This is a genomic window from Nonomuraea mesophila (assembly GCF_004352805.1).
Lineage (GTDB): Bacteria > Actinomycetota > Actinomycetes > Streptosporangiales > Streptosporangiaceae > Nonomuraea > Nonomuraea longispora.
Genome location: NZ_SMLD01000137.1, coordinates 1 through 25218 on the forward strand (window position 1 = coordinate 1; position 25218 = coordinate 25218).

Below are 25218 nucleotides of genomic sequence, written 5' to 3' on the forward strand. Positions count from 1 at the left end.
GGCGCTTCTGGGCGCTTTCGCGGTTGTGTTGCGTGGTTGGTGGTTCTGTGCGCACTTCCGGTTGCGTGGGTGCTGGTCTGTGCGCGTTCTCGGCCGTGCCCCGAAGGTGCGGGGCCGCCTGTCGAGGGTGTGACCGCGTCGGATCCTCCGACGGCCTGTGCGGGCAGGCCGTACGGATCACAACATCAGCGCGCGTACGGTCTCCACCGTGTCGGCGTCCTCGACCCGTTTGTCGGGGCGGTAGCGCAGGACGCGGGCGAACCGGAGGGCCATGCCGCCCGGGTAGCGGGGTGAACGCTGCACCCCGTCGAAGGCGATTTCCACGACCACCTCAGGACGCACCTGGACCGTCCAGCCGTCCGTGGGGCCCTCGGCGAGCTCAAGGAAACGCTCGGTCTGCCAGGCCAGCAATTCGTCCGTCATGCCCTTGAACGTCTTGCCGAGCATCACGAAGCCGCCTTCGGGGTCTCTGGCCCCGAGGTGGAGATTGGACAGCTTGCCCTGACGCCGCCCGTGGCCCCACTCGGCGGCCAGCACGACCAGGTCGAGCGTGTGACGCGGCTTGACCTTGATCCAGCCGGCGCCGCGGCGGCCCGCCGCGTAGGGGGAGGCCAGGGACTTGACCACCAGCCCTTCGTGGCCGGCCTTCACCACGTCGGTGAAGAACTGCTCGGCCTGCGCCACCTCGCCGGTGACCAGCCGCGGGGTCAGCAGATCCGGCGGGACCAGGCGGGCCAGCGCCTCCTGGCGCTGTGCGTACGGCTGGTCGAGCAGGTCGGCGCCGTCGGCCCGCAGCGCGTCGAAGAAGAACACGCTGAGCGGCGTGCGCTCACGCAGCCGGGCGACGTCGGTCTTGCTGGACACCCGGCTCGCCGTCACCTGGAAGGCGTGCGGCCGCCCGTCGGGACGCAGGGCGATCACCTCGCCGTCGAGCACCAGATCGTCCGCGGGCATCTCCAGCACGGCCTCGACCAGCTCGGGAACCTGCGGTGTGATGTCGTCGAGAGTGCGGGTGAAGACCTTGACCTCCGATCCCGCCCGGTGCGCCTGGACACGGACCCCGTCGAGCTTCCACTCCAGGGCCGCGGGCGTGCCCGCCTTCTCCAGGGCGGCCGCCACGTTGGGCGCGCTGCCCGCCAGCATGGGCGAGACCGCCCGCCCGACCTCCAGCCGGAACGCGTGTAGCGCCGTCACTCCGCCGGCCAGCGCGGCGGCTCCGACCGCCGGGAGCGAACCGCGCAGCGTGAGCGCGCGGCGGACGTCGCTCGCCGGGGCACCCGACGCCTTGGCCACCGCCTCGATCATCACCCCGTCGAGTGCGCCCTGCCGCAGCTCCCCGTGGAGCAGCCGGCGCATGAACTGCTGCTCCTGGCTGGTCAGCCCCGCGAACAGCTCGGCCACCAGCGTCCTGCGCGCCGCCTGCGACCCCTGCCCGGACACCGCCTTGATCCTGCTCAGCAACGCGTCGACGGCGGTCAGCGTGGCGGTGGCGGCCAGCTTGGGCTGCGGGAGATCCTCCAGCGTGCGCCAGCCGACGCCCACCTGCCGCTGGGGCAGCTCGCCCGAGAGATAGGAGATCGCGATCTCCGCTTCGTCGGGGCCGACCCGGCCCAGCAGCTCCGCCAGATGACCGATCTTGCCCAGCCGGGAGGACGTGCGCGCCACCGCCTCGGACACCCGCACCACGTCGATCAGAAGCACACGCCTATGGTGCCTCACGCGGCCGACATTTCCGCCCACCGGGTCGCAAGGATTTACTGTGATTCACCCGGTTCACGCGCCCGGGAGGAGCCTGAGCGCCCCGCGAGCCGTGCCCGCCTCGGGCGGTGCCTGCCTCGGGCGGTGCTCGATCGGGCTGTGCCCTGCCTCGGGCCGTGCCTGCTTCGGGCCGTGCTCGCCTCGAACCTGTGGTGGCTCGTGCGCAGCGCCTCTGCCCGGCCCCGGAAACGCCGGCGGCGGTTCGCGGCGGTTCGTACGCGGCCGGAGGCGTCGGGCCTGTGCCGGGCCCGAAGGGTGCCCCTGTGCTGGAAGGTGGCCTTCGGGACCGGCTTCCGACCGGGTGGCCGTGGAGGGCGTTCCCGGAAGGAGGGAAACGCTAGCTGACGCCGAGCAGGTCGACGACGAAGATGAGCGTCTCGTTGGGCTTGATGCGGGCGCCCGCGCCGCGGCTGCCGTAGCCGAGGTGCGGCGGGATGACCAGCTTCCGCCGGCCGCCCACCTTCATGCCCGCGACGCCCTGGTCCCAGCCGGCGATGACCCGGCCGCCGCCCAGAGGGAACTCGAACGCCTCGCCGCGGTTCCACGACGCGTCGAACTCCTCCCCGGTCGAGAACGCGACGCCCACGTAGTGGACGCGTACGTTGTGGCCGGACTTGGCCTCCTCGCCGTCGCCGACGGTCAGGTCGACGATCTCCAGGTCGGCGGGCGGGTTGCCCCCGGGGAAGTCGATCTCGGGCTTCTCGAGTGCCACGAAGTGCTCCTGTCGGGTATGAGAACTGACCCGACGACTCTATGGCCTCACGGTTCGGTGTGCGCTCACGGCCGGGGAGGGGGAAGGCGCGGCATCCCGGAGATCTACGGCCCGCCGGCCACCTGATCCGCCCGGGACCGTGTCTCGCCGTCACCGTGGCGACGAGTCGCGGCGCTCACCAGCTCTGGTGCAGGGGCATGCCCTCCGCGTAGCCGGACGAGCTCTGCACCCCGACGACCGCCTGCTGGTGGAACTCCTCCAGGTTCGAGGCGCCCGCGTACGTGCACGCCGAGCGCAGCCCGGCCACGATGGCGTCGATCTGGTCCTCGACGCTGGGCCGCTTCGGATCCAGGTACATCCTGGACGTCGAGATGCCCTCTTCGAACACCGCCTTCCTGGCCCGTTCGAACGCCGAGTCGTCGGCCGTCCTGAGCCGGACGGCCCGCGCGGAGGCCATGCCGAAGTTCTCCTTGTACTTGCGCCCGTTGGCGTCGGTACGGGTGTCCCCCGGCGACTCGTACGTCCCCGCGAACCAGGATCCGATCATCACGTTGGACGCCCCCGCGGCCAGCGCCAGGGCCACGTCGCGCGGGTGGCGCACGCCGCCGTCGGCCCAGGCGTGACGCCCCAGCCGCCGGGTCTCGGCCGCGCATTCGACGACGGCGGAGAACTGCGGCCGGCCGACCCCGGTCATCATCCGCGTGGTGCACATGGCGCCGGGTCCCACGCCGACCTTGACGATGTCGGCCCCGGCGTCGACCAGGTCGCGCACGCCCTCGGCGGTCACCACGTTCCCGGCCGCCACGGGCACGGGGGTGTCGAGCGCCTTGACGGCGCGCAGGGCGGAGATCATCTTGTCCTGGTGGCCGTGCGCGGTGTCGACGACCAGGCAGTCGATGCCGGCGTCGATGAGTTCCTTGGCCCGGGCGGCGACGTCGCCGTTGACGCCGACGGCCGCCGCGATGCGCAGGCGTCCCTGGGGGTCGACGGCGGGCTGGTAGAGGGTGGCGCGCAGCGCGCCCATGCGGGTGAGGATGCCGACCAGCCGTCCGTCGGCGTCGACGATGGGCGCCAGCCGGTGCCGGCCCTCGTGCAGCCGGTCGAAGGCCGTGCGCGGGTCGAGCCCGGCGGGCAGTGTCAGCAGTTCGCTCGACATGACCTCGGAGAGCTGGGTGTACATGTCCACGCCCTCGCAGTCGGCCTCGGTCACGACGCCGACGGGCTGGTTGTCCCAGTCGACGACGATGACGGCGTTGTGCGCCCGCTTGGGCAGCAGGCGCAGCGCCTCGCCGACCGTGTCGTGCGGGGTGAGGGTGAGCGGCGTGTCGTGGACGAGGTCACGTTTCTTGACCCAGTCGACCACGTCGGCCACGACGTCCAGCGGGATGTCCTGGGGGATCACGGTGATGCCGCCGCGGCGGGCCACGGTCTCTGCCATGCGCCGGCCGGCGACCGCGGTCATGTTGGCCACGACGAGGGGGATGGTGGTGCCGGTGCCGTCGTTGGACGAGAGGTCGACCGCGAGCCGCGAGCCGACCGAGGAACGCGACGGGACCATGAACACGTCGCTGTAGGTCAAATCGTACGGAGGCTCGAGGTCGTTGAGAAATTTCACGTTCATCCATCTTATGTGGTGACAGGGTGTGCCAAGAGGTTTCCCCCTTTCTCGGGGGCTTATGATCGGCCGGGACACTTTTGGGGGAGGGAGGGCCTGTGGACGTCACCGAACGGGCTGAGCTGACCGTGGTCGGCTTCGCCGTGCGTACCACGAACGCCGACGAGAAGGATCCGGCACGGGCCAAGCTGCCCGCGCTGTGGAAGAGGGCGGGTGCGCCGGGGGCTTTCGCGCACGTGCCGGGACGGGTCGACGAGAACCTCTACGCCGTGCTGACAGACTACGAGAGCGACCACAACGGGGCCTTCACCCAGATCGTGGGCATCAACGTGCGTACGGTGCCGCGGCTGCCCGAGGGCATGGTGGCCGTACGGGTGCCGGCGGCGAAGTCGCTGAAGCTGGAGGCCCGTGGCTCGATGCCGCAGGCGCTGGCGGAGGCGTGGCAGCAGGTGCGGCAGTACGCCGAGTCGGGCGGTTCGCCGGCGCGCGCGTTCACCACGGACCTGGAGGTGCACCACCGCGACGGAGCCGACCTGTACATCGCGCTCTGACCGGCCCCGGCGGCGGCCGGGCGGCGCTCAGAGGTCGAGCGCGGCGGCGGCCGCCCGGACGGCCGTCGGCTTGACCTCCTCGATCGGCAGGTCGGCGTATTCGACCGCGCAGTCGGCTATCCCGCCGAGCGCCACCGTGGCCCTGATGAGCTGCTCGCGGGTGAGGTCCGGGCCGAGCAGCAGGGTGACGAGCCGGCGCCGCCATGCGAACATGCGCTCGGCCAGGTCGAGCTGGCCGAGCGTGGCCAGTTCCCTGATCACCATGACGAGCACCTGCCGGTGCTGCCAGATCAGCTCGAAGTAGTCGCCCAGGAGCTCGTGCGGGTCGCCGGGCGCCCGCGTGGCGACGAACCTGTCGTTGTCGTCGATCATCGGCGCGACGATGCTGCGCACCAGGTCGTCGCGCGAGGCGAAGTGGTAGTAGAGCGCGGGTTTGGTGATGCCCAGCCGGTCGGCGATCTGGCGCAGGCTGGTGTTGCGCACGCCCTGCTCGACGAACAGTTCGCGGGCGACCGCCTGGATGCGGGCCTTGGTGTCACTGGACATGGGCCCAAGCCTATCGCTTACCTTCCGTTAAGTAAGGACACATGCTAGCCTCGCACTTACCATCCGTTAAGTAAGGAGAAGTGCGGTGCAAGTCCTCATCTCGGGTGCGAGCGTGGCGGGCCCGGCGCTGGCGTACTGGCTGCGCAGGTACGGCTTCGAGGTCACGGTCGTGGAACGTGCTCCCGCGCTACGGAAGGCGGGAGGCCACGCCGTCGACCTGTTCCGGCCCGCGATGGACATCGTCGAGGAGATGGGCGTGCTGGAGCAGGTCCTGGCCAGGAAAACCGGCACGGAGCTGCTCACCATGTACAGGGAGGGGCGCGCCCGCCCCGTGAATGTGGACGCGCGCCGCGTCTTCTCCGCGGTCTCCGACCGCCACGTCGAGATCATGCGCGACGACCTGAGCGAGATCTTCTACGACGCCACCCGCCACGACGTCGGCTACGTCTTCGGCGACTCCATCGCCTCCATCTCGGACGGCGGGGAGGTCGTCTTCGACAGCGGCAGGACGGGCGCGTACGACCTGGTGATCGGCGCCGACGGCCTGCACTCCAACGTGCGCCGCCTGGTCTTCGGCCCCGAGTCGCGCTTTACCGAGTGGATCGGCGCCTACCTGGCGGTCGCCTCGGTGCCCGATTATCTGGGGCTCGACGGCCGGATGGAGGGCCTGGTGGGGGTCGGCAGGATGGCCGCGCTGTACGGCGCGCGGCAGCTGGCCGACGCGCGGGCGGTGTTCCTGTTCAGGACGCCGGAGCCGCTCGACTGCCACCACAGGGATGTCGCCCGCCAGAAGGAATGGCTGCGTGCGCACTTCACCGACGCGGGCTGGGAGGTGCCGCGGCTCATGGAGGAGCTGGACCGTGCGGAGGCCTTCTACTTCGACTCGATCACCCAGCTCCGCATGGACACCTGGTCACGCGGCAGGGTGACGCTGGCCGGCGACGCCGGCTACTGTCCGGGACCGGCCGTGGGCGGCAGCACGAGCCTGGCGGTCGTGGGGGCGTACGTCCTGGCGGGCGAGCTGGCCGCCCACGACGGCGACCACACACGGGCCTTCCCCGCCTACGAGGCGGAGATCGGCGCGTACGTACGCCGCAGCCGGGCCTTCGCGGTCTCCGCCGCCAGGAGCCTGGTGCCCGGCAGCCGGTTCCAGCTGTGGGCGCTGGCCCAGGGCGCGCGACTGGTCGGCCACCTGCCGGCGGCCGTGACCAGGGCGGTGAGCAAGGCCGGCGCCAAGGGCGTACGCCTGCACGACTCGATCACGCCGAAGGACTACACCGCGGCGAGGGCACGCTAGGCGAGCACTCCCTGCGCGCGCAGCTTGTCCGCCTCCTCCTGCGACAGCCCCCAGCCGGACAGGTCGGCCTGGCGGGTGGCGGGCGACAGGTCCTGGGCGGGCACGCCCTGCAGGCGGGGTGCGGGCACGGGATGGGTGACGCCGCCGACCTCGACGAAGGAGTTCCTGGCGACGTTGTGCGGGTGCGCGGCGGCCTCGGCCATGGACAGCACGGGGGAGACGCACGCGTCCGAACCCTCGAAGAGCGCCTCCCACTCGGCCCGCGTCCGCGTTCTGAACTCCGCCGCGAGGCGCTCCTTCAGCGCCGGCCACTGCGACCTGTCGTTCCTGTCGGGCAGGTCGGTCAGGCCCATCAGGGCGACCATCGCCTCCCAGAACTGCGGTTCCAGCGACCCGACGGCGACGTACTCGCCGTCGGCCGTCTCGTAGGTGTCGTACTGCGGGGCGCCGGTGTCCAGGAGGTTGGTGCCGCGCGGACCCCAGTGGCCACCCTGCACGGCCTGGTAGAACATGGAGAACAGGATGGCCGCGCCGTCGACCATGGCCGCGTCGATCACCCTGCCCCTGCCGGTGCGCTCGCGTTCGAACAGGGCCAGCAGCACTCCGTACGCGAGCATGAGCCCGCCGCCGGCGAAGTCGCCGAGGATGTTGATCGGCGGCGTCGGTTTGTCCCCTTCGCGGCCCAGCATCGACAGGACGCCGGAGATGGCGACATAGTCGATGTCGTGCCCGGCCGTGGGGGCGAGCGGCCCGTCCTGCCCCCAGCCGGTCATGCGGCCGTAGATCAGCCGTTCGTTCACGGCGTGCAGGTCGTCCGGCCCGATGCCGAGCCGCTCGGCCACCCCTGGCCGGAACACCTCGATCACCACGTCGGCGTGCCGCGCCAGTTCCTTGAACGCCGACACGCCCTCGGAAGCCTTCAGATCGAGCCCGACGGTGTGCTTGCCGCGGTCCATGACGTCGGCGCGCGGCCGGTCGGAAACGGCCCTGACACGGTCCACACGCAGGACTTCCGCGCCGTGATCGGCTAGCATCATCCCGGCGAACGGCCCTGGGGCGAGTCCGGCGAGTTCCAGCACGCGCACTCCGGCCAGCGGGCCGCGGCGATCATCAGGCATGTACGTCTCCTCGGTGTGAACCCAGCTCCAGTAGAACAACCTTCGGTCGCCCGTGGCAAGCCGCCCTTCCGAGCCCCGCGACCTTCGCGACCGTCCCGCGAAGATGGGGGAGGTATGGGAAACTTGCCCACTGTTCGGATGGTCTACGGGCAGCCGCGTCCGGTGGTTGTCTGCAGAAGGCGTTCGCGCCTCCACGGACAGCCGCGTCCAGCGGTCGTCCCGTGGCGGGTGCGCGCCGCTACAGGGGTAGGACATGGTTTCGGAGAGCAACCACCTCATCGCAGGGCGCTACCAGTTGCTGCGCGAACTGGGCCGCGGGGGGATGGGCGTGGTCTGGGAAGGCCGCGACACCTTGCTCAATCGGCAGGTGGCCATCAAGGAATTGCTGCTGCCCGAGGGCTTCTCGCCCGCCGACCAGGAGCGGCAGCTCCTGCGTACGGCCCGCGAGGCGCGCACCGCGGCCCAGCTCAACCACCCGTCCGTGGTGGCGATCTACGACGTGGCCGAGGACGGTGGCAGGCCGTGGATCGTGATGGAGCTCGTACGCCACCCGTCGCTCGAGGAGGTCGTGCTCACCACCGGCGCCCTGCCCGTGCGTGAGGCGGCGAGCGTGGGCCGTCAGGTGCTGTCCGCGCTGAAGGCGGCGCACGAGGCCGGCATCCTGCACCGGGACGTCAAGCCCAGCAACATCCTGCTGGCCGACGACGGCCGGGCCGTGCTCACCGACTTCGGCATCGCCACCGCCGAGGGCGACGCGTCACTCACCCAGACCGGCATGGTCACCGGCTCACCGAGCTTCCTCGCGCCCGAACGGGTCCGCGCCGCCGACGCCGGGCCCGCCTCCGACCTGTGGTCGCTGGGAGCCACCCTGTACGCCTGCATGGTCGGGCGCTCGCCGTTCGAGCGCGGCGACCCCATGGCGACCCTCAACGCGCTGCTCAACGAGGAGCCCGACTACCGCAGGATCCCGCCGGCCCTGCACGAGGTGCTGCGCGGCCTGCTGCAGAAGGAGCCCGAGGACCGGATCGACGCCGAGGAGGCCGACCGGCTGTTCGCGGCCATCATGGCGGCCCGGCCGTCGAACGACGACCACCACCTCGACGACACGAAGCCGGGCCGGCGCCGCGGCCGGGCGCTGCTCGCGGCCGGCGCCGCGGCGGTGCTGGTGATCGCGGGCGGCACGGTCGCCTACCTCGAGTTCGCCGCCCCCGCGGAGGGCACGCCGCGCACCACCACGCGCCCGGCCGCGGTCAGCAGCCCGCTCACCCCGGTCCCCACGGCCACGCCGACCCCCTCGCCGACGCCCACGCCGAGCGTGAGCAGGGCCGTCCCGATCGTGCGGGCGTGGAAGTCGCGGGACGGCTGGTCGATCATGCGGCCGACGGGCTGGCGGGGCGCGCTCGCCGAGGCGTACACCGAATGGACCCGCAGGGACAGCCGCGCGCACCTCGGGGTGGAGGCCGTCTACGCCGAGCTGGACCCGCACCAGATCATCCGCGACTCCGAGGAGACGTTCAAGCAGAACGCGGTCGACGTCGTCGACCGCGGGCGCAGGCGGGTCACCCACCAGGGCGTCAGGGCTGTGGAATGGGAGTTCTCCTGGACGGCCGGCGAGGTGGGCGACGCCCGCTGGGTCAGGCCGGGCGTGCGCTACCGCGAGGTGCGCAGGGCGGTCGCGATCGGCGACACCGCCTACATCCTGTCCTGGACGGTCACCGAGGGGCAGTGGCGCCGCAACCAGGAGCTGATGCGGCAGGTGATCAGCAGCTTTACCGTAGGCGCATGAGACCCTGGAACCTGCTCGCCCTCCCGCCGCTGCCCGAAGAGGTGATGCGCCGCCTGCTCGCGCCGCTCGGCGACCGGGTCAGCGTGCGCGTCCCGGCGCCCCGCGACCGCGCCGGGCTCCTGGCGGCGCTCCCGGAGGCGGAGATCGTGCTCGGCGACTGGACGGGCACGCTCACGCTGGACGCCGAAGCGGTCAAGGCCGCGCCCATGCTGGCGTTCGTGCAGCAGCCGTCCGTGGGCGTCGACGGCCACGACCTCGACGCGCTGGCCGCGGCCGGGGTGCCGCTGGCCAACACGCGGGGCGTCAGCGCCGTCGCAGTGGCGGAGTGGTGCCTGGCCGCCACGCTGTCCCTGTCGCGCAAGCTGGCCGCCGCCGACGCGGCCGTGCGCGCGGGCGAGTGGCCCCAGCAGGGCCTGCAGCCCCACGAGCTGCGCGGCCGGCGCGTCGGCGTGGTCGGTTACGGGCCGATCGGCGCGCAGTGCGTCACGTTGTTCCGCGCGCTCGGCTGCGAGGTGTCGTACTGGACCCGCACGCCGCGCCCCGACCCCGGTTTCGAGCCCCTGGACGCGCTCGTCGCCACCGCGGACGTCGTGGTCGTCGTCATCGCCCTGTCGGAGGAGACCCGCGGCCTGGTCGGCCCGGCGCGCATGAAGCAGGGAGCCCTGCTCATCAACGCCGCCAGGGGAGGAGTCGTGGACCAGCCCTCCCTCACCGAGGCGCTGCGCTCGGGCCACCTCGGGGGCGCGGCGCTCGACGTCTTCGACGTGGAACCACTGCCGCCCGGCGATCCGCTGCGGGACCTGCCGAACGTACTGCTCTCCCCGCACGTCGCCGGCGTCACCCCGGAGGCCACCGGCCGTCTGCTCACGGCCACCCTGGACAACCTGGCCGCCGCCGTCGAGGGCGGACCGGTGGACGCCGTGGTGAACGGCGCAGACCCGGTGATCTCCAGAAAGTTTACGTAATCGCCTGTCGCACGAGCGATTCACCTGGCACGATAAACAGTTTTCGTGTCTTTAACGACCCCGGTCTGTTCCGGACCGTCCGCGAGAGATAACGTCTTACGGGCGATCTCTACCGGCGCAAGGGGGTGCTTCCGTGACGACGACGATGTCGACACACCAGCGGGCAGTGGAGCAGATCCGGCAGTCCTACGCGGACATCCCAGGCGGCGCCGCGCCCCGGCTGGCCAAGTCGACGTCCAACCTCTTCAGGTTCCGCGACCAGGGCCGCACGGCCAAGCTCTCGGCCCGTGACCTCGACCAGGTCATCAGCGTCGACCCGGAGACCATGACGGCCGAGGTCCAGGGCATGACCACGTACGAACACCTGGTCGACGCCACGCTGCCGCACGGGCTCATGCCCTACGTCGTCCCGCAGCTCAAGACCATCACGCTGGGCGGGGCCGTGACCGGGCTCGGCATCGAGTCCACCAGCTTCCGCGACGGCCTGCCGCACGAGTCGGTCGAGGAGCTCGAGATCCTCACCGGTGACGGGCGCGTCGTCGTGGCCCGCGAGGACAACGAGCACAGCGAGCTCTTCCGCTCGTTCCCCAACTCCTACGGCACGCTGGGCTACGCGCTGCGCATCCGCATCAGGCTGCGCGAGGTGCAGCCGTACGTGCACCTCACGCACGTCAGGTTCACCGACGCGGGCAAGTGCATGCTGGCCATGCAGGAGATCTGCGACACCATGGTGCACGACGGCGAGAGCGTCGACTTCGTGGACGGTGTCTTCTTCACACCGGGGGAGATGTACCTGACGCTCGGCCGCTTCGCCGACCGCGCCCCCTACGTCTCCGACTACACCGGGATGCGCATCTACTACCAGTCGATCAGGCGGCGCAGCCGTGACTGGCTGACCGTCCGCGACTACCTGTGGCGCTGGGACACCGACTGGTTCTGGTGCTCGCGGGCCTTCGGCGTGCAGCAGCCGATGATCCGCTCGCTCATGCCGCGCCGCTACATGCGCTCCGACGTCTACCGCAGGCTGGTGGCGCTCGACCGGAAACACGGCCTGACCGCCCGCGTCGACCGCTGGCGCGACCAGCCCGTGCAGGAGTCGGTGATCCAGGACGTCGAGGTCCCGGTGGAGCGCGGCGCCGAGTTCCTCGACTTCTTCCACGACAAGGTGGGCATGACACCTGTGTGGATGTGCCCGCTCCGCGCCGGCTCCCGCTGGCCGCTCTATCCGCTGGAGCCGGGAAAGCTGTACGTCAACTTCGGATTCTGGGGCATGGTGCCGCTGCCGCGGGGGCAGTTCGACGGCTATTACAACCGGCTCATCGAGCGGTCGGTCCACGAGCTCGACGGGCACAAGTCGCTCTACTCGACCTCCTTCTACGCCCCGGAGCAGTTCTGGCAGCTGTACAACGGCGAGGCCTACTGGCCGGTCAAGCGGGAGTACGACCCGAACGGTCGCCTGCTGGACCTGTACGAAAAGTGTGTACGGGGAAGGTGAAACACGGATGGCGCTGGCAACCATCTTCGAGAAGATCGTCGGCACTGACGCGAACGTCGCGTTCACGGCCTATGACGGCAGCAAGGCCGGGCCGGACGGGGCCGACCTGGCCATCGAGGTGAAGTCTCCGATCGCGGTGGCCTACCTCGCCCAGGCACCAGGGGAGCTGGGCCTGGCCCGGGCCTTCGTCTCCGGGCACATCGACGTGCAGGGCGACCTGTACACGTTGCTCGACCGCATGTGGAACATCACCACCAACGACCTGACCACGTCGGAGAAACTCGCGGCCGTGCGGGCCCTGGGCATGAAGCCGCTGCTCATGCGCGTGCCGCCGCCCCCGCAGGAGATGCGCCAGAGCGCCCTTGCCAGGCTCGGCTCCCGTCACGCCAAGCAGCGCGACGCCGAGGCCATCCACCACCACTACGACGTCTCCAACCGGTTCTACTCGTGGGTGCTGGGCCCGTCGATGGCCTACACCTGCGCCGTCTTCCCCTCCGAGGACTCCACGCTGGAGGAGGCCCAGTACGCCAAGTTCGACCTGGTGGCCCGAAAGCTCGGTCTGGAGCCGGGGATGCGCCTGCTCGACGTCGGCTGCGGCTGGGGCGGCATGGTCATCCACGCGGCCCAGCACTACGGCGTCAAGGCCCTCGGCGTGACGCTGAGCAAGCAGCAGGCGGAGTGGGGGCAGAAGGCCATCGCCGACGCCGGCCTGGAGGACCTGGCGGAGATCCGCTTCATGGACTACCGCGACGTCCAGGAGAGCGGGTTCGACGCGGTCAGCTCGATCGGCCTGACCGAGCACATCGGCAAGGCCAACCTGGGCGCCTACTTCTCCTTCCTCAACGGCAAGCTGAAGCCCGGCGGGCGCCTGCTCAACCACTGCATCACGCGGCCGACCGGCAAGGAGAAGACCTTCAACAAGGGCGGCTTCATCAACCGCTACGTCTTCCCCGACGGCGAGCTGGAGTCGGTGGGCCTGCTGATCAGGCAGATGGAGGACCTCGGTTTCGAGATCCGCCACGAGGAGAACCTCAGGGAGCACTACGCGAAGACCCTGCGGCACTGGTGCGACAACCTCGACGCCAACTGGGACGACGCGGTCCAGGAGGTCGGCATGGGCACGGCCCGGGTGTGGGCCCTCTATATGGCGGGCTGCATCGTCGGCTTCGAGCGCAACAAGGTGCAGCTCCACCAGGTGCTGGGCGTCAAGCTCGACCGGAACGGCCGGTCGGGAGTGCCGCTCCGGCCGGCGGTCGACTGGCCGTGACGGGCCGCGCGGGAGGGCCCGCGAGCTCTCCCGCACGATCCCGCTAGTCGTACGGCCCGCTAGTCGTACGGGTCGTGGTCGCGGCGCTCGTAGCCGCGCTGCCCATAGCCGCCCTGCTCATAGCGGGGGCGCTCATAACCCTGGCGATCGTGGCGGGGCTGCTCGTAGTGCGGCCGGTCATAGCCGCTGGGCTGGTCATAGCCGCGCGGGTCGTATCCCCTGGGCTGCTCGTACGGATAGGGCTCGGGGGCCGGCGCCTCCTCCAGAGCTGTGCGGCCGATCGAGGTCAGCAGCGAGGCGATGGCGATGCCGATGACAAGGTTGATGGCGGCCGTGGCGATCTGCTCCAGCAGGTCGGCGGAGTGCATGAACGGCAGGATCGTGATGATGACGGCGAAGAGCCCGGCGATCCAGCCGAAGAACTTGGCCGGCTCCGGCGTGGAGAGCATGAGGACGAAGAGCAGCAGCGTGGCCACGAGCGCCGCCGCCGCGGCCGAGATCGCGTAACCCGTGGTCGCCGCACTGCCGGAGACGGGGTCGCCGTCGGGGGCGATCACGCGGATGCCGAGCAGGCTCTTGCTGATCATCACGCCGACCACCGCGACCAGCGCGGCCACGACGGCCGCGGCGGCCCCTCCTCCCCACACGCGCGCCGGGTTGACCCGTGGCCCGGCCGAAGGGCGGCGATCATAGCGATCATGTGAGGGGTATGACATGAATTCACCTCTGTCGCGGGTGCTGGTCAAGCGCTTCGAGCACCTTACACGCGCCGTCAAGAGGAGTGCGGGGGAGCGGCCCACCCATGCCTATGGATGGGCCGGATCGCTAGCTCGGCTTCTTCGCGTGCTTTCCCCTGCTGGTGTGCTGCTCGTCCTGGCCGGAGTCCTCCTGGGACTCCTGCGGATCTTCCTCGGGTTTGCGGGGCTTCGCGTGCCTGCCCACGTGCTCTCCTTGCCTGGTCGCTCCTCAACGTGGCCGGACGGCTACCTACTGTAGGGAATCGATGGGGTGCGGGTAAAGTCGCGCTCCTGTCAGGCGGTCGTGCAGGCGGCGCCGTTGAGGGCGAAGGAGCCGGGTTCGGCGGTGTCGCCGCCGTGGGTGGCCTGGAAGCCGAACGACGCCGACGCGCCCGGGGCGATGGTGCCGTTGTAGGGGGCGTTCGTGGCCGTGACCTGGCCTGCGGCGGGGGAGACGGTGGCGTTCCACGCGGAGGTGACGCTCTGGCCGGGCGGGAGCGTGAAGGTGAGGGCCCACGAGCCGATCGGGGACGCGCCGGTGTTGGTGATCGTCACGACCGCCGTGAAGCCGGCGTTCCAGTTGTTCATGGTGTACGCGACCCGGCACGTGCCAGGAGGATCCGGCGTGACGGTGGGCGAGGCGGTCGGGTCGCCGCCGTCCGACAGGCCGAAGAAGTCGATGACCGCGGCGGCCATCCCGCTCTGGGGCAGGTTGTGGCCGACGCCCTGGATGCTGACGGCCTCGACGGGTGGGGTGGTCCCGGTGCCGCCGTACCTCGTCCTGGTCCAGTTGGCCCGCGGCCGGTCGGTGAGGCTGGGCGTCTGGCTCAGGCCGTGGACGTCGGTCCACTGTTTGATCTGCTCCTGGAAGTTCGGATAGCGCAGTGTGCCGTCCTCGGTGCCGTGCCAGATCTGCATGCGCGGTCTGGGGCCGTTGTAGCCGGGGTAGGCGGCCCGTACCGCGTCGCCCCACTGCTGCGGCGTCCTGCTGACCTGGCCGTTGGCGCAGGCGCTGTTCCAGCTCGATCCGTCGGTCGTGGCGAAGCAGCCGAACGGCACCCCCATGAACGACGCCCCGGCCCTGAACACGTCGGGGTAGGCGCCGATCAGGACATTGGTCATCATGCCGCCGGACGACGCCCCGGTGACGTAGGTGCGGTCGGGGTCGCCGCCGTGGCGCTGCTGGACGTACCTGACCATGGAGACGATCCCGGCGGGGTCGCTGCCGCCGTCGTGGCGCAGCGCCTGCGGCGAGGAGACGTCGAAGCAGGAGCCGCTCCTGGTCGCCGACGGATAGATGACCACGAACTTGTGCCGGTCGGCCAGCGAGGCGAACTCCGTGCCGGAGTGGAAGGCGGGGCCGGACCTGGTGCAGTAGTGCACGGCCACGAGGACGGCCGGGCGGGCGGGCACGCCGTCGGGTACGTACAGGTGCATGCGCAGGCCGGTGGGGTTGGCGCCGAAACCGGTCACCTCCGTCAGCTGGGCCGAGGAGGCCGGTGACGCCGTGATCAGGCCGGCGATGACGAGGGCCGCGGCTGCCGTCACGGCCCCTGCGATTCGGGCGGTCAGGTTCATCGAGTTCTTCTTCCACTCGGCTGAAACATTGCGAGTGTGAAGCGAAACTTTCAGCATGGCAATTCAGTCGGTGCAGCTCTCCTGGCGGGCGCAGGCTGAGGTGCTCGGAAAGCGCGAACGAGCGCGGGGCGCTGTGAAAGTTTCGGTCCTGGGTTGGCGAAGGTGATCGTGCCGGGGCGCCGTTGCGGCGGGGAGAGGTGAGGCTGGTAAGCGTCTCCCTGGAAGGCCGGGAACCCACGGCGGTGGGTGGGGTTCACTGGGCGCAGCCGTACAGAATGGGCTTGGTGTTCAGGACGCCGCGCGCAGCTCCTCGAGAATGCCGGCCAGGCCGGTCCACGCCTGCTCGGCGTCCGGTGTGCGCGCGTGCGGCGAGCGCAGCCACTCGACGAACTCCGCCACGTCGTCGAGCGCCCACCGCAGCCGGTAGAACGCCAGGGCCCGCGGGTCCGGCGTACGGCCCGTGGCCTCGGCGTAGCGGGCCAGGTCGCCGGGATCCCCGGCGACCAGCCACAGGTCGCGCTCCGGCGGGGCCAGGCCGACCGTGTCCCAGTCGACCAGGGACCACCGGCCGTCCGCGCACAGCAGGTTGCCCGGATGCGGCTCGCCATGAGTCACCACCGGCTCCCCGAGCGTGCCCGCCAACCGGTCGAGCTCGGCCAGCCTCCGGCGCAGCGTGCCCGCGTGCTCGGCGATCAGCTCTCCGGCGGGCTCCGAGAACGGGCCGCCGAGCCAGGGCCGGTCCGGCTCGCCCAGGCACGACTCCAGGACGCCCCGGCCGGCGAGCTCGGGCGGGCGCGGCGGGGTCGGCAGCGGAGGGGGTGTCGCGTGCAGCTCGGCCAGCAGATCGATGACGGCGCCGCGTTCGGAGGCCGTCAGCTCGTCGCCGAAGGTGCCGGCGGCGCCGGCGGCGTAGGGGAAGACGCTCATGGCGTAGCGGTGGCGGTCGAGCCGCCGCAGCGTCGTGCCGTCGGAGGCGCGCAGCGGGGCCACCACGAACCCGAGCCCCGCCTGCTCCCGCAGGGCCGCCGCCGTCTCCATGGCCAGGGCCAGGCCGTCGAACGTGCGGCGGCGTACATCGGCGACCGTGACAAACCACCGCCGCCCGCCGCCGTCGCCCGCGACCCAGTGATAGTCGCCGAACCCGACGGGCGCGTAGTCGAGCGTGGTGGCCCGCACCTCCCACGCGCGCAGCGCGGGACGCAGCAGCCCTTCGTCGACGTCATCCGGCCGATCTCGCACGCGGACCACGCTATCGGTACGAAGCGGATGATTTCAGCCAGTCGATGCGTCCTCGCCCAGCCGGCGTTCGGAGGCGAACGCGGCGGCCCAGCGCCGGAACGCGTCCAGCCGGTCGATCAACGTGTGGTCCAGGTCGAACAGTGCCGGCATCCGAACTCTTCACGACTGGGCCGCCGCGGCGGCGACGATCGCGGCTCGCTCCTCGACCCGCGTCCTCGGCAGTGTCACCACGTCGTATCCGTGGTCGGCGTAGGCCCGCACGACCGCCTCGTAGGTCCGCTCGGCCTCCCCGAGGCTCTGCCTGCGCTCGCTGTCGTGCCCGTAGATCTCGGGCCAGGGCGGCGCGGCGAACACCCGCCGGTGGTAGCGGAACGTCTCGGCGGCGGCGAGCAGGTGGCGGGGCACCGTACGCCCCAGCATCCGCAGGTAGCCGATGGTGTCGATCAGCCCCCGGTCGAACACCACCGGCCCCGGCCCCGCGGGCGCGCGGTACGACCGCAGGTCCCACGACAACATCAGCTCCGCGAACAACGCGGGATCCACCCAGGGCAGCGCCCGGCCGGAGATCGCCAGCTGGTCCTGGATGATCGCCCGGCCGGCCTCGGGCCGCGTGGCGAACCCCTGGGCGCCCAGGTGCTCGACCAGCGTGGTCTTCCCCGAGCCCGGTCCTCCGGTGATGACGATGTAGCGTTCGTGCACGTCGGGCATGCGGCAGCGGTCCCTTTCCTCAGTGGTGACAGTCAAGGCCGCCGATCAGGCCGGGCGCGGGTGGCTCGCGCCCGGCCCCCCGCACCTAGCGCAGCTCCCGCTTGAGGATCTTGCCCGTGGCCGTCATCGGCAGCTCGTCGCGGAACTCGATGATGCGCGGATATTTGTAGGCCGCCATGTTCTCCTTGCACCAGGCGATCAGCTCGTCCTCGGTGATCGTGGCGCCGGGGGTGCGGATGACGTAGGCCTTGATCTCCTCGCCATGAGAGTCGTGGGCTACCCCCACTACGGCGGCGAGCGACACGGCCTCGTGGGTGATCAGCACCTCTTCGAGCTCGCGCGGATAGACGTTGAACCCGCCCCGGATGATCATGTCCTTGGAGCGGTCGACGATGGCATAGTAGCCGTCGGCGTCACGGGTCGCGATGTCACCCGTCCTGAACCAGCCGTCCCGCATGACCTCGGCGCTCGCCTCGGGGCGGCCGTAATAGCCCTTCATGATGTTGTGGCCGCGGATGGCGATCTCGCCGGGGCCCTCCCCTTCGACGGTCTTCCAGTCGCCGTCGACCAGCTTCATCTCCACACCCCAGATCGGCGTGCCCACGGTGCCCGCCTTGGCGGGGCGGCCCGGCTGGTTGAAGCTGGCCACCGGCGAGGTCTCCGACAGCCCGTACCCCTCCAAGATGCCGACGCCGAACGTCTGCTCGAAGTCCTTGAGCACCTCGACCGGCGACGAGGCCCCGCCCGCCACGGCCACGCGCAGGGAGCGCGGCACCTCCACGCCGTCCGCGTGGATCTTGGAGAGCATGCCCCAGTACATCGTGGGCACCCCGGCGAAGAACGTGACGCTCTCCTTCCGCATGAGCTCGAGAGCCTCGCCGGGGTCGAAGCGCGGCATCAGCACGATTGCCGAGCCGCGCAGGAAACCCGTGTTCATGACGACGGTCTGGCCGAAGGAGTGGAAGAGCGGCAGCACCGCCAGATAGACGTCGCCGCCCTCGCTGTCGGGGAACATCGTGTCGCTGACCATGGCGTTCATCAGCATGTTCTGGTGGCTGAGCTCGGCGCCCTTCGGCTGACCGGTGGTGCCCGAGGTGTAGAGGATGACGGCGGTGTCGTCGGCGGTGGTCTGCGCGGTCTCGAACTCGCCCGCCATCCCGCCGAGCGCGGCCCAGATCGACTCGCCGTGCTCCGACTCGGTCGCCAGCGGCGTGGCGGGGAGGACGAAGAAGTGCTCGCAGCCCGCCGCCGCCTCGAAGCCGGCCTTGCCGCGCTCGCCCAGCGGCAGCTCGGGCGTGCCCTCGAAGCAGAACAGGGCCTTGGCGTCGCTGTCGTCGAGGTGGTAGGCGATCTCGCGGGACTGCAGCAGCACGTTGAGCGGCACCACCGTGGCGCCGGTCTTCAGGATGCCGAAGTAGACGAACGGGAAGTACGGCAGGTTCGGGCACGCCAGCGCGACCTTGTCGCCCTTGCCGATCCCGCGCGACACCAGCAGGTTGGCCACCTGGTTGGCGACAGTGTCGATCATGGAGTACGGCAGCCGCATGTCGCCGAAGACGATCGCGGTGCCGTCGGGGGTGTTCCTGGCGCTGTCCTCCAGGACGACCGACAGATTGAGCATGACGCCTTCCTCCCTCTCAGCAGGCTTCGGCGCCATCTTCGCAGGGGCAACATACCGGCCGGTAGGGCAAAACCACGATTTCTCCCGCTACGGCCCCCGGGGCGGGACACGAGGGTCGCCACGGGATATGGACGCGCCCCTCCGCCTGGAGTAAGCAAGGATGAAGCACTGCTCAGGAGGGCTCATGGAGTACGACTATGTGATCGTCGGCGCGGGGTCGGCGGGTTGCGTGCTGGCCGGCCGGCTCTCCGAGGATCCGGACGTGTCGGTGGCGCTGGTCGAGGCGGGCGGGCGGGACGACAAGTTCGAGATCCGCGTGCCCGCGGGTTTCTCCAAGCTGTTCAAGACCGGCGACGACTGGAACTTCACCACCGCCAAGCAGGCCGAGCTGTCCGGCCGCGAGCTCTACTGGCCGAGGGGCCGGGTGATCGGCGGATCGTCGTCCATGAACGCCATGATGTGGGTACGCGGCTGCCAGCTCGACTACGACCAGTGGGGCGTGCCCGGCTGGTCCTACGACGACGTGCTCCCCTACTTCACGAGGGCCGAGCGCCGCGTCGGCAGCAACGAGGGCGGCGTCTACGGCACCTCTGGCCCTCTGTACGTCTCCGAGCTGCGCAGCCCCAACGTCACCACCGCCGCCTTCCTGCGGGCCTGCGACGAGCTGGGAATGACCCGGCTGAGCGAGCTGAACGGCCGCGGCAACGAGGGCTACAGCCCCACCCCCGTCACCCAGCGCCGCGGCCGCAGATGGAGCGCGGCCGACGCCTACCTTCGCCCGGCCATGAAACGGCCCAACCTCCACGTGATCACCGGGGCGGCCGTCGACCGGGTGGTGTTCGACGGCCGCAGGGCCGTGGGCGTCGAGCACGGCGGTGTCAGGATCGGGGCCAGGCGCGAGGTCGTCCTGTCCGCCGGCACGATCGGCTCGCCCGGCCTGCTCATGCGCTCCGGCGTGGGCGCGGCCGGCGAGTTGCGCGAGGCCGGGGTTCCCGTCGTGCGCGAGCTGCCCGAGGTCGGCAAGAACCTCCAGGACCACCTCTCCTCCGGCGTCTTCGTGCAGTGCCGGCAGCCGGTGACGCTGACCGCCGCCGAGTCGCTCGGCAACCTGCTGCGCTACGTCGTCCTGCGCTCCGGCATGCTCACCACCAACGTCGGCGAGGCCGTGGCGTTCATCAGGACCTCCGACGACGAACCCGCCCCCGACATCGAGCTGATCTTCGCGCCCGTGCCGTTCGTCGACCACGGCCTGAGCAAACCGGACGGCCACGGGCTCACCGTCGGGGTCGTGCTGCTGCAGCCGGACAGCCGCGGCAGGGTCGGGCTGAGCGGCGGCGACGTGGTGATCGACCCCGCCTACCTGTCCGCGGAGACCGACGTCAGGCGCCTGGTGGCGGGGCTGAAGATGGCCAAGCGGGTGTTCACCACCGCCGCGATGAAGCCGTACGCGGGTGAGCCGATGGCACCCTACTGGGGGCCGGAGAGCGACGAGGAGCTGGCCCAGTGGGTACGCGAGCGCGCCGAGACCCTCTACCACCCCGTCGGCACCTGCCGCATGGGGACCGACGACGCCTCCGTCGTGGACCCCGAGCTGCGCGTACGCGGCGTCGCGGGGCTCAGGGTCGTGGACGCGTCGATCATGCCGACACTGAACCGCGGCCACACCCACGCCCCGGCCGTCATGATCGGGGAGAAGGCGGCCGACCTGATCAGGAACGCGGGATGACGTAGGCGCGCCACCTCGCCCGCAGGATCGTCCTCGACGCCGGTGATCCGGGCACGCAGGCCTGGTGGGAGCGCGACCGCGTTCGCGGCGGGTGCTCCGGCGGCGGGCCGAATGCTAGGTTTCGCAGTCATGGAGATCAGGAATGTCCACGCCAACGGGGTGGAGTTCGCGTACCTGACGATGGGGGAGGGGCCGCTGGCGCTGTGCCTGCACGGCTTCCCCGACACCGCCCACACCTGGCGCCACCTGATGCCTGCGCTGGCCGAGCGCGGCTACCGCGCGGTCGCGCCGTTCATGCGCGGTTACGCACCCACCGAGGTGCCCGCCGACGGCGCGTACGAGCAGGCCGCGCTGGTCGCCGACGTGCGCGCCCTGCACGAGGAGCTCGGCGGCGACGCGGACGCGGTCGTCGTCGGCCACGACTGGGGCGCCTTCCCCATCTACCTCACCGCCGGCCGCTTCCGCAGGGCCGTGGCACTCGCCGTGCCGCCGCCCGGCGTGCTCGGCTCAAGCTTCCTCGACTACGACCAGCTCAAGCGCTCGTTCTACGTCTTCCTCTTCCAGACCGGCATGGCCGAGGCGGCCGCCTCCAGGCCCGGCTTCCTCGACAACCTCTGGCGCGACTGGTCGCCCGGCTACGACGCGCGCCAGGACCTCGAGTTCGTCCGGCGCAGCATCGGCGCGCCCGCCAACCTCAGCGCGGCCATCGGCTACTACCGCTCGATGCTCGGCACCACGCCGCCCTCCGGCCGCTATCCGGAGGTCGAGTCCAAGGTGACCGGGCCCGTCCTCTACCTGCACGGCGCCCAGGACGGTTGCCTGAGCGCCGAGCTGACGCGGGACGCGCCCGGCCACCTGCCCGAGGGCTCACGGGTGCAGCAGGTGGCCGGCACCGGTCACTTCCTCCATCTCGAACGGCCCGCCGAGGTCAACCGGCTCATCCTCGACTGGCTCGGCCCGGCGTCCTCGGCGGAGCTGACCCAGATCCGCCCGATGGGCTTCACCCCCGGCTCCGGGCCTTTCTGAGCACCGCGATCTCCGGGTGCCGCCCCGACAGGCTCACCCGGTGCGTCTCCTCCACCACGAACCCGCGCGGGATCCCGTCGTGGACGAGCGCCACGGCCAGCCCGTCATCGGCCAGCACCCGGCGTACCTCCCGCCACAGCGGGCCGAGACCGCGCGCCAGCGCTCCCCTGGGAGGCACCTGCCGCCCCCAGGGCGGATTGACCAGCACCCGATCCACGCACCCGTCCGCCACGGGCAGCCGCCCGGCGTCGCCCACCCCCCACAGGAACGGCGAGGAGCCGGAGGTCCGGGCGTTGGCGGTGGCCGCCGCGATCGCGGCGGGATCGTGGTCGAAACCGGCCGGCCGCAGGTGGGGCGCCAGCGCGTGGGCCTCGATGAGCGTGGTGCCCGCCCCGCAGCACGGGTCGAGCACCGTGCGGGCGTCCCCGAGCCGCGCGAGCCGCGCCATGGCGGCCGCCACCGGCGGATGCAGCGTCCCGCGGACGGAGGCCGTCTTGTACGGCCTGCGGTGCAGCGGCCGGTCCGTCAGCCGCAGCGCGATCACCGCCTGGTCGCCCTCGATGGTGACCCGCCACGACAGCGCGTCCGGCGGCGGCCGGCGCCCGTCTCTCCGCGAGTGGTACGGCACCCCTGACGGCCGGGCCAGTTCGGCCCCCACCGCGTCCTCGATGTCGTACCTGGTGTAGTTGCGCCGTCCCACGAACGACGCCGACACCTCCAGCCCACCCGCGTCCGGCCGGGCGGGCCGGCCGGGGTGAAGGCCCCGGGCCGCCCTGGCCAGCCGGGACAACGCCGAACGTTCGTGGCCGATCCCGTCCACCACGGCGGCGGCGATCAGCACGTCGTCGGCCGTACGCAGGTCCAGCAGGTCGGCCTGCGGCGAGGGCTCGAACCACACCTCCCGGTGGCGCAGCCCGCGCACCCGTCCGAGGCTGGAACGCTGGATCTCTTCTGCCACCAGGGGCTCGATGCCGCGCACGGCCCTGGCCACGGCGAAAACATGCGCGGCGGGCCGCATGCGAGCGCCCGCCGCACGTAGGAATGCGTGCACCTACGTGTCCTTCTTCCACGTCGCGACCCGGGACGGCGCTTGCCCGGCCGTCCCGCATCGCCGGCGGTGGGTCGTCCGCGACCCGCCGGCGGATCGCTAGCGGAGGTGGAAGAAGAACGTCATGCGGCACACCTTAGCGCCCGCCCGGCATCGCGGGCGACCCGGTATTCACCGGGTACGTACGGTGTACGCCACAACCATTGACGTAAGTGGCCACTTTTCGAATGATGGCCACATGAGCGCCCTTGACTTCGACCTGTCGGACCCCGAGTTCTGGGCCAGGCCCATGGGAGAGCGCGAGAGGGCGTTCGAGCGGCTTCGCTCGCGCGGGACGCCCGCCTTCTTCGAGGAGATGGAGATCTCCTTCGCGCCCAAGGGCCCCGGCTACCACGCGCTGGTCAAGCACGCCGACATCCTCGAGGCCAGCCGCAACCCGGAGGTCTTCAGCTCCGGCCAGGGCGGCGCGACGAACATCCCCGACATGCCCGCCGAGTTCGCCGAGTATTTCGGCTCGATGATCAACATGGACGATCCCCGGCACGCCAGGCTGCGCAGGATCGTCTCCCGGGCGTTCACCCCCAAAATGATCAAACAGTTCGAGGCGGACGTCGAGGCCGCGGCGGAGGCCATCGTGGGCGACCTCCTCGCCAAGGGGCCCGGCTGCGACTTCGTCACCGAAGTCGCCGCCCGCCTGCCCCTGAAGATCATCTGCGACATGATGGGCATCCCCGAGCGCGACTACCGGTACGTCTTCGACCGCTCCAACGTCATCCTCGGCGGCTTCGACCCCGAATACACCGGCGGCGACCTCACCCGCATCGCCGACCGCCTGCTCACCGCAGGCATGGAGCTGCAGCAACTGGTGCAGGACCTCGCCGCCCACCGTGCCGCCCACCCCACCAACGACCTGACGTCGTCCCTGGTCAACGCGAACATCGACGGCGAGCGGCTGACGATGCAGGAGCTGGGCTCGTTCTTCATCCTGCTGGTCGTGGCGGGCAACGAGACCACGAGGAACGCCATCTCGTACGGCCTGCGCCTGCTCACCACCAACCCTGACCAGCGCGCGCTCTGGCTGGACGACATCGAGGGGCGCGCGCCGGGAGCCGTGGAGGAGATCGTTCGCCTGGCCTCCCCGGTGAACTTCATGCGCCGCAAGGTCACCCGCGACCACGAGATGAACGGCCACCTCTACCGCGAGGGCGAGAAGGCCGTCCTGTTCTACTGGGCGGCCAACCGCGACGAGGACGTGTTCGCCGACCCGCTGCGCTTCGACATCACCCGCGACCCCAACCCGCACGTCGGCTTCGGCGGCCCGGGCCCGCACTTCTGCCTCGGCGCCCATCTGGCCAGGAGGGAGATCACGGTGATGTTCCGAGAACTGCTGCGCCGGGTCCCGCAGATCGAGGGAGGCAAGCCGGACCGCCTGCACTCCAGCTTCATCAACGGCATCAAGCACATGGAGTGCGCCTTCTAGCCGCCCGGCGTCAGGTGGTCACCCTGATCTGGTTCATCACCGTGCGGATGTCGGGCAGCAGCTTCTTGTTCTGGGCCGGGATCGACATGTAGACGATGGCCGGGACGTTGGCCCCGGTGTTGACGGCCATCGTCACGATCGTGGCCTTCTCGGTCTGCGACGTCAGCGAGTAGGCGATCAGCCGTCCCGTGGAGTCGCCCACCTTGATCGGCTGCTGGGCGATCTTGCGGACCTTGTTGTCCTTGGGGAAGAAGTTCCTGCGCGCGGAGAGCACGACCTGCTTGATGACCGGCTCCAGGTCGTCCCGCTCGTAGTAGGAGGCCAGCCGCTGCGACAGCGGGCCCGTCATCAGCTGCGCGTACCGCTCGGGCGCGACCTGGACGTACTGGCGGGTGTCGAAGCCGTACGTGGCCTTGACCGTGGCGCGCTGGTCCAGCCGCCACTCACCGCCGAGTCGCGGCACCGAGAGGCGGGCCTGCGCGTCCGGGATCCTGCCGAGGACGGGGGAGGGCTTGCCCGAGTATTTCGGCAGCGGCCCGATCGAGGACGAGGTCTTGGCGGCCCGCGGCTTCTGCGTGGCGGTGGGCTGCGCCGCGACGTTCGAGCTCGCGGGGTCGTCGCTCGCGAGCGGCCCGGCCAGGAAGGCCCAGATCAGGGCGATCACCAGGGCGACGGCCACCGAACTGCCGAGGGCGTACATCCAGACGGGTTTGCCCGGCTCGTCCTCCAGGGCGTCCTGCTCGCCCATGGCCTGGTAGTTGTCGCCGAAGACGGTGTTCCAGAGCTCCTGCTGGCGCTCGGGCGGCGGGGTGCGTGACCCGCTGATCTGGCCCGCCGTCACGAAACGGCGGTCGGGGTCGGAGGGGTCGCGGTTGAGGCTCGAACCGGGCCTGGGGCCCTGGTCCTCGCCGGGCGGCGTGTCAGTGTGGGGGGAGTCCATGGGGG

Annotated in this window: 21 protein-coding genes; 9 read left to right on the top strand and 12 right to left on the bottom strand. The window is 70.9% G+C overall.

The annotated features are described in order from the left end of the window. Positions 1-177: 177 nt before the first annotated feature. The 3 genes from E1295_RS35715 to E1295_RS35725 form a co-directional block, all read right to left on the bottom strand. On the bottom strand, positions 178-1701 hold the full coding sequence (locus tag E1295_RS35715) for an ATP-dependent DNA ligase (protein ID WP_132637601.1): 1524 nt from the start codon (positions 1699-1701) through the stop codon (positions 178-180). A 394-nt stretch (positions 1702-2095) separates the two neighbouring features. Then, positions 2096-2470 carry an FKBP-type peptidyl-prolyl cis-trans isomerase gene (locus tag E1295_RS35720; protein WP_132637603.1) on the bottom strand — a complete coding sequence of 125 codons (375 nt, stop codon included), beginning with the start codon at positions 2468-2470 and terminating at the stop codon, positions 2096-2098. 175 nt (positions 2471-2645) lie between these two features. Continuing rightward, positions 2646-4085 (bottom strand): GuaB1 family IMP dehydrogenase-related protein, encoded by a 1440-nt coding sequence (locus E1295_RS35725; RefSeq protein ID WP_132637605.1) that lies wholly within the window; start codon positions 4083-4085, stop codon positions 2646-2648. Between the two features lie 98 nt (positions 4086-4183). On the opposite strand from E1295_RS35725, the gene E1295_RS35730 reads away from it, so the two are divergent. Beyond that, positions 4184-4636, top strand: coding sequence for a GyrI-like domain-containing protein (locus tag E1295_RS35730; RefSeq protein ID WP_132637607.1), 453 nt, complete (start codon positions 4184-4186; stop codon positions 4634-4636). 27 nt (positions 4637-4663) lie between these two features. On the opposite strand, the gene E1295_RS35735 is transcribed toward E1295_RS35730, so the two are convergent. Further along, entirely contained in the window at positions 4664-5182 is a 519-nt protein-coding gene (locus E1295_RS35735; RefSeq protein ID WP_132637609.1) for a TetR/AcrR family transcriptional regulator, read from the bottom strand. Between the two features lie 85 nt (positions 5183-5267). On the opposite strand from E1295_RS35735, the gene E1295_RS35740 reads away from it, so the two are divergent. Beyond that, positions 5268-6479: an FAD-dependent monooxygenase gene (locus tag E1295_RS35740; protein ID WP_132637611.1), complete on the top strand. Its 1212-nt coding sequence runs from the start codon at positions 5268-5270 to the stop codon at positions 6477-6479. Here E1295_RS35740 and E1295_RS35745 read toward each other — a convergent pair. Then, positions 6476-7597: a CaiB/BaiF CoA transferase family protein gene (locus E1295_RS35745; protein ID WP_132637613.1), complete on the bottom strand. Its 1122-nt coding sequence runs from the start codon at positions 7595-7597 to the stop codon at positions 6476-6478. The genes E1295_RS35740 and E1295_RS35745 overlap by 4 nt on opposite strands. A gap of 253 nt (positions 7598-7850) precedes the next feature. Between E1295_RS35745 and E1295_RS52020 the strand changes: the two genes are divergently transcribed. From E1295_RS52020 to E1295_RS35765, 4 genes are all read left to right on the top strand, one after another. Continuing rightward, positions 7851-9383 carry a serine/threonine-protein kinase gene (locus tag E1295_RS52020; RefSeq protein WP_281284792.1) on the top strand — a complete coding sequence of 511 codons (1533 nt, stop codon included), beginning with the start codon at positions 7851-7853 and terminating at the stop codon, positions 9381-9383. Further along, complete coding sequence (locus E1295_RS35755) at positions 9380-10348, top strand: NAD(P)-dependent oxidoreductase (RefSeq protein WP_132637615.1); 969 nt, start codon at positions 9380-9382, stop codon at positions 10346-10348. The genes E1295_RS52020 and E1295_RS35755 overlap by 4 nt, the downstream gene beginning before the upstream one ends. A 145-nt stretch (positions 10349-10493) precedes the next feature. Further along, complete coding sequence (locus E1295_RS35760) at positions 10494-11843, top strand: FAD-binding oxidoreductase (RefSeq protein WP_132637633.1); 1350 nt, start codon at positions 10494-10496, stop codon at positions 11841-11843. Between the two features lie 7 nt (positions 11844-11850). Further along, the gene (locus E1295_RS35765) at positions 11851-13110 is read left to right on the top strand and encodes an SAM-dependent methyltransferase (RefSeq protein WP_132637617.1); all 1260 of its coding nucleotides are present in this window, start codon (positions 11851-11853) and stop codon (positions 13108-13110) included. A 59-nt stretch (positions 13111-13169) separates the two neighbouring features. On the opposite strand, the gene E1295_RS35770 is transcribed toward E1295_RS35765, so the two are convergent. From E1295_RS35770 to E1295_RS35790, 5 genes are all read right to left on the bottom strand, one after another. Continuing rightward, positions 13170-13826 (bottom strand): DUF6069 family protein, encoded by a 657-nt coding sequence (locus E1295_RS35770; protein WP_132637619.1) that lies wholly within the window; start codon positions 13824-13826, stop codon positions 13170-13172. Between the two features lie 315 nt (positions 13827-14141). Next, on the bottom strand, positions 14142-15425 hold the full coding sequence (locus E1295_RS35775) for an extracellular catalytic domain type 1 short-chain-length polyhydroxyalkanoate depolymerase (RefSeq protein WP_132637621.1): 1284 nt from the start codon (positions 15423-15425) through the stop codon (positions 14142-14144). A 288-nt stretch (positions 15426-15713) separates the two neighbouring features. Next, positions 15714-16664 (bottom strand): phosphotransferase, encoded by a 951-nt coding sequence (locus E1295_RS35780; protein WP_220449062.1) that lies wholly within the window; start codon positions 16662-16664, stop codon positions 15714-15716. 159 nt (positions 16665-16823) lie between these two features. Then, entirely contained in the window at positions 16824-17372 is a 549-nt protein-coding gene (locus E1295_RS35785; protein ID WP_132637623.1) for an AAA family ATPase, read from the bottom strand. Between the two features lie 85 nt (positions 17373-17457). Next, complete coding sequence (locus E1295_RS35790) at positions 17458-18993, bottom strand: long-chain-fatty-acid--CoA ligase (RefSeq protein ID WP_132637625.1); 1536 nt, start codon at positions 18991-18993, stop codon at positions 17458-17460. Positions 18994-19177: 184 nt separating this feature from the next. Between E1295_RS35790 and E1295_RS35795 the strand changes: the two genes are divergently transcribed. Together E1295_RS35795 and E1295_RS35800 are read left to right on the top strand one after the other, a co-directional pair. Further along, positions 19178-20719, top strand: coding sequence for a GMC family oxidoreductase (locus tag E1295_RS35795; RefSeq protein ID WP_132637627.1), 1542 nt, complete (start codon positions 19178-19180; stop codon positions 20717-20719). Positions 20720-20848: 129 nt separating this feature from the next. Continuing rightward, entirely contained in the window at positions 20849-21745 is an 897-nt protein-coding gene (locus tag E1295_RS35800) for an alpha/beta fold hydrolase (RefSeq protein WP_132637629.1), read from the top strand. Here E1295_RS35800 and E1295_RS35805 read toward each other — a convergent pair. Next, a complete protein-coding gene (locus E1295_RS35805; RefSeq protein WP_246080753.1) occupies positions 21720-22796 on the bottom strand; it encodes a methyltransferase domain-containing protein in 1077 nt (358 codons plus the stop codon). The genes E1295_RS35800 and E1295_RS35805 overlap by 26 nt on opposite strands. 235 nt (positions 22797-23031) lie before the next feature. Between E1295_RS35805 and E1295_RS35810 the strand changes: the two genes are divergently transcribed. Further along, a complete protein-coding gene (locus tag E1295_RS35810) occupies positions 23032-24273 on the top strand; it encodes a cytochrome P450 (RefSeq protein ID WP_132637631.1) in 1242 nt (413 codons plus the stop codon). 10 nt (positions 24274-24283) lie between these two features. Here the strand turns inward: E1295_RS35810 and E1295_RS49215 are convergent. Beyond that, positions 24284-25218: hypothetical protein (locus E1295_RS49215; RefSeq protein ID WP_166427573.1), on the bottom strand; the 935-nt coding region annotated here is incomplete at its 5' end.

What these genes read in the sequence shown, in the direction of transcription:
- E1295_RS35735 (WP_132637609.1), bottom strand. Translation starts at nt 5,182, where the DNA reads ATGTCCAGTGACACCAAGGCCCGCATCCAGGCGGTCGCCCGCGAACTG.
- E1295_RS35745 (WP_132637613.1), bottom strand. Translation starts at nt 7,597, where the DNA reads ATGCCTGATGATCGCCGCGGCCCGCTGGCCGGAGTGCGCGTGCTGGAA.
- E1295_RS52020 (WP_281284792.1), top strand. Translation starts at nt 7,851, where the DNA reads ATGGTTTCGGAGAGCAACCACCTCATCGCAGGGCGCTACCAGTTGCTG.
- E1295_RS35755 (WP_132637615.1), top strand. Translation starts at nt 9,380, where the DNA reads ATGAGACCCTGGAACCTGCTCGCCCTCCCGCCGCTGCCCGAAGAGGTG.
- E1295_RS35760 (WP_132637633.1), top strand. Translation starts at nt 10,494, where the DNA reads ATGTCGACACACCAGCGGGCAGTGGAGCAGATCCGGCAGTCCTACGCG.
- E1295_RS35765 (WP_132637617.1), top strand. Translation starts at nt 11,851, where the DNA reads ATGGCGCTGGCAACCATCTTCGAGAAGATCGTCGGCACTGACGCGAAC.
- E1295_RS35770 (WP_132637619.1), bottom strand. Translation starts at nt 13,826, where the DNA reads ATGTCATACCCCTCACATGATCGCTATGATCGCCGCCCTTCGGCCGGG.
- E1295_RS35775 (WP_132637621.1), bottom strand. Translation starts at nt 15,425, where the DNA reads ATGAACCTGACCGCCCGAATCGCAGGGGCCGTGACGGCAGCCGCGGCC.
- E1295_RS35785 (WP_132637623.1), bottom strand. Translation starts at nt 17,372, where the DNA reads ATGCCCGACGTGCACGAACGCTACATCGTCATCACCGGAGGACCGGGC.
- E1295_RS35790 (WP_132637625.1), bottom strand. Translation starts at nt 18,993, where the DNA reads ATGCTCAATCTGTCGGTCGTCCTGGAGGACAGCGCCAGGAACACCCCC.
- E1295_RS35795 (WP_132637627.1), top strand. Translation starts at nt 19,178, where the DNA reads ATGGAGTACGACTATGTGATCGTCGGCGCGGGGTCGGCGGGTTGCGTG.
- E1295_RS35800 (WP_132637629.1), top strand. Translation starts at nt 20,849, where the DNA reads ATGGAGATCAGGAATGTCCACGCCAACGGGGTGGAGTTCGCGTACCTG.
- E1295_RS35810 (WP_132637631.1), top strand. Translation starts at nt 23,032, where the DNA reads ATGAGCGCCCTTGACTTCGACCTGTCGGACCCCGAGTTCTGGGCCAGG.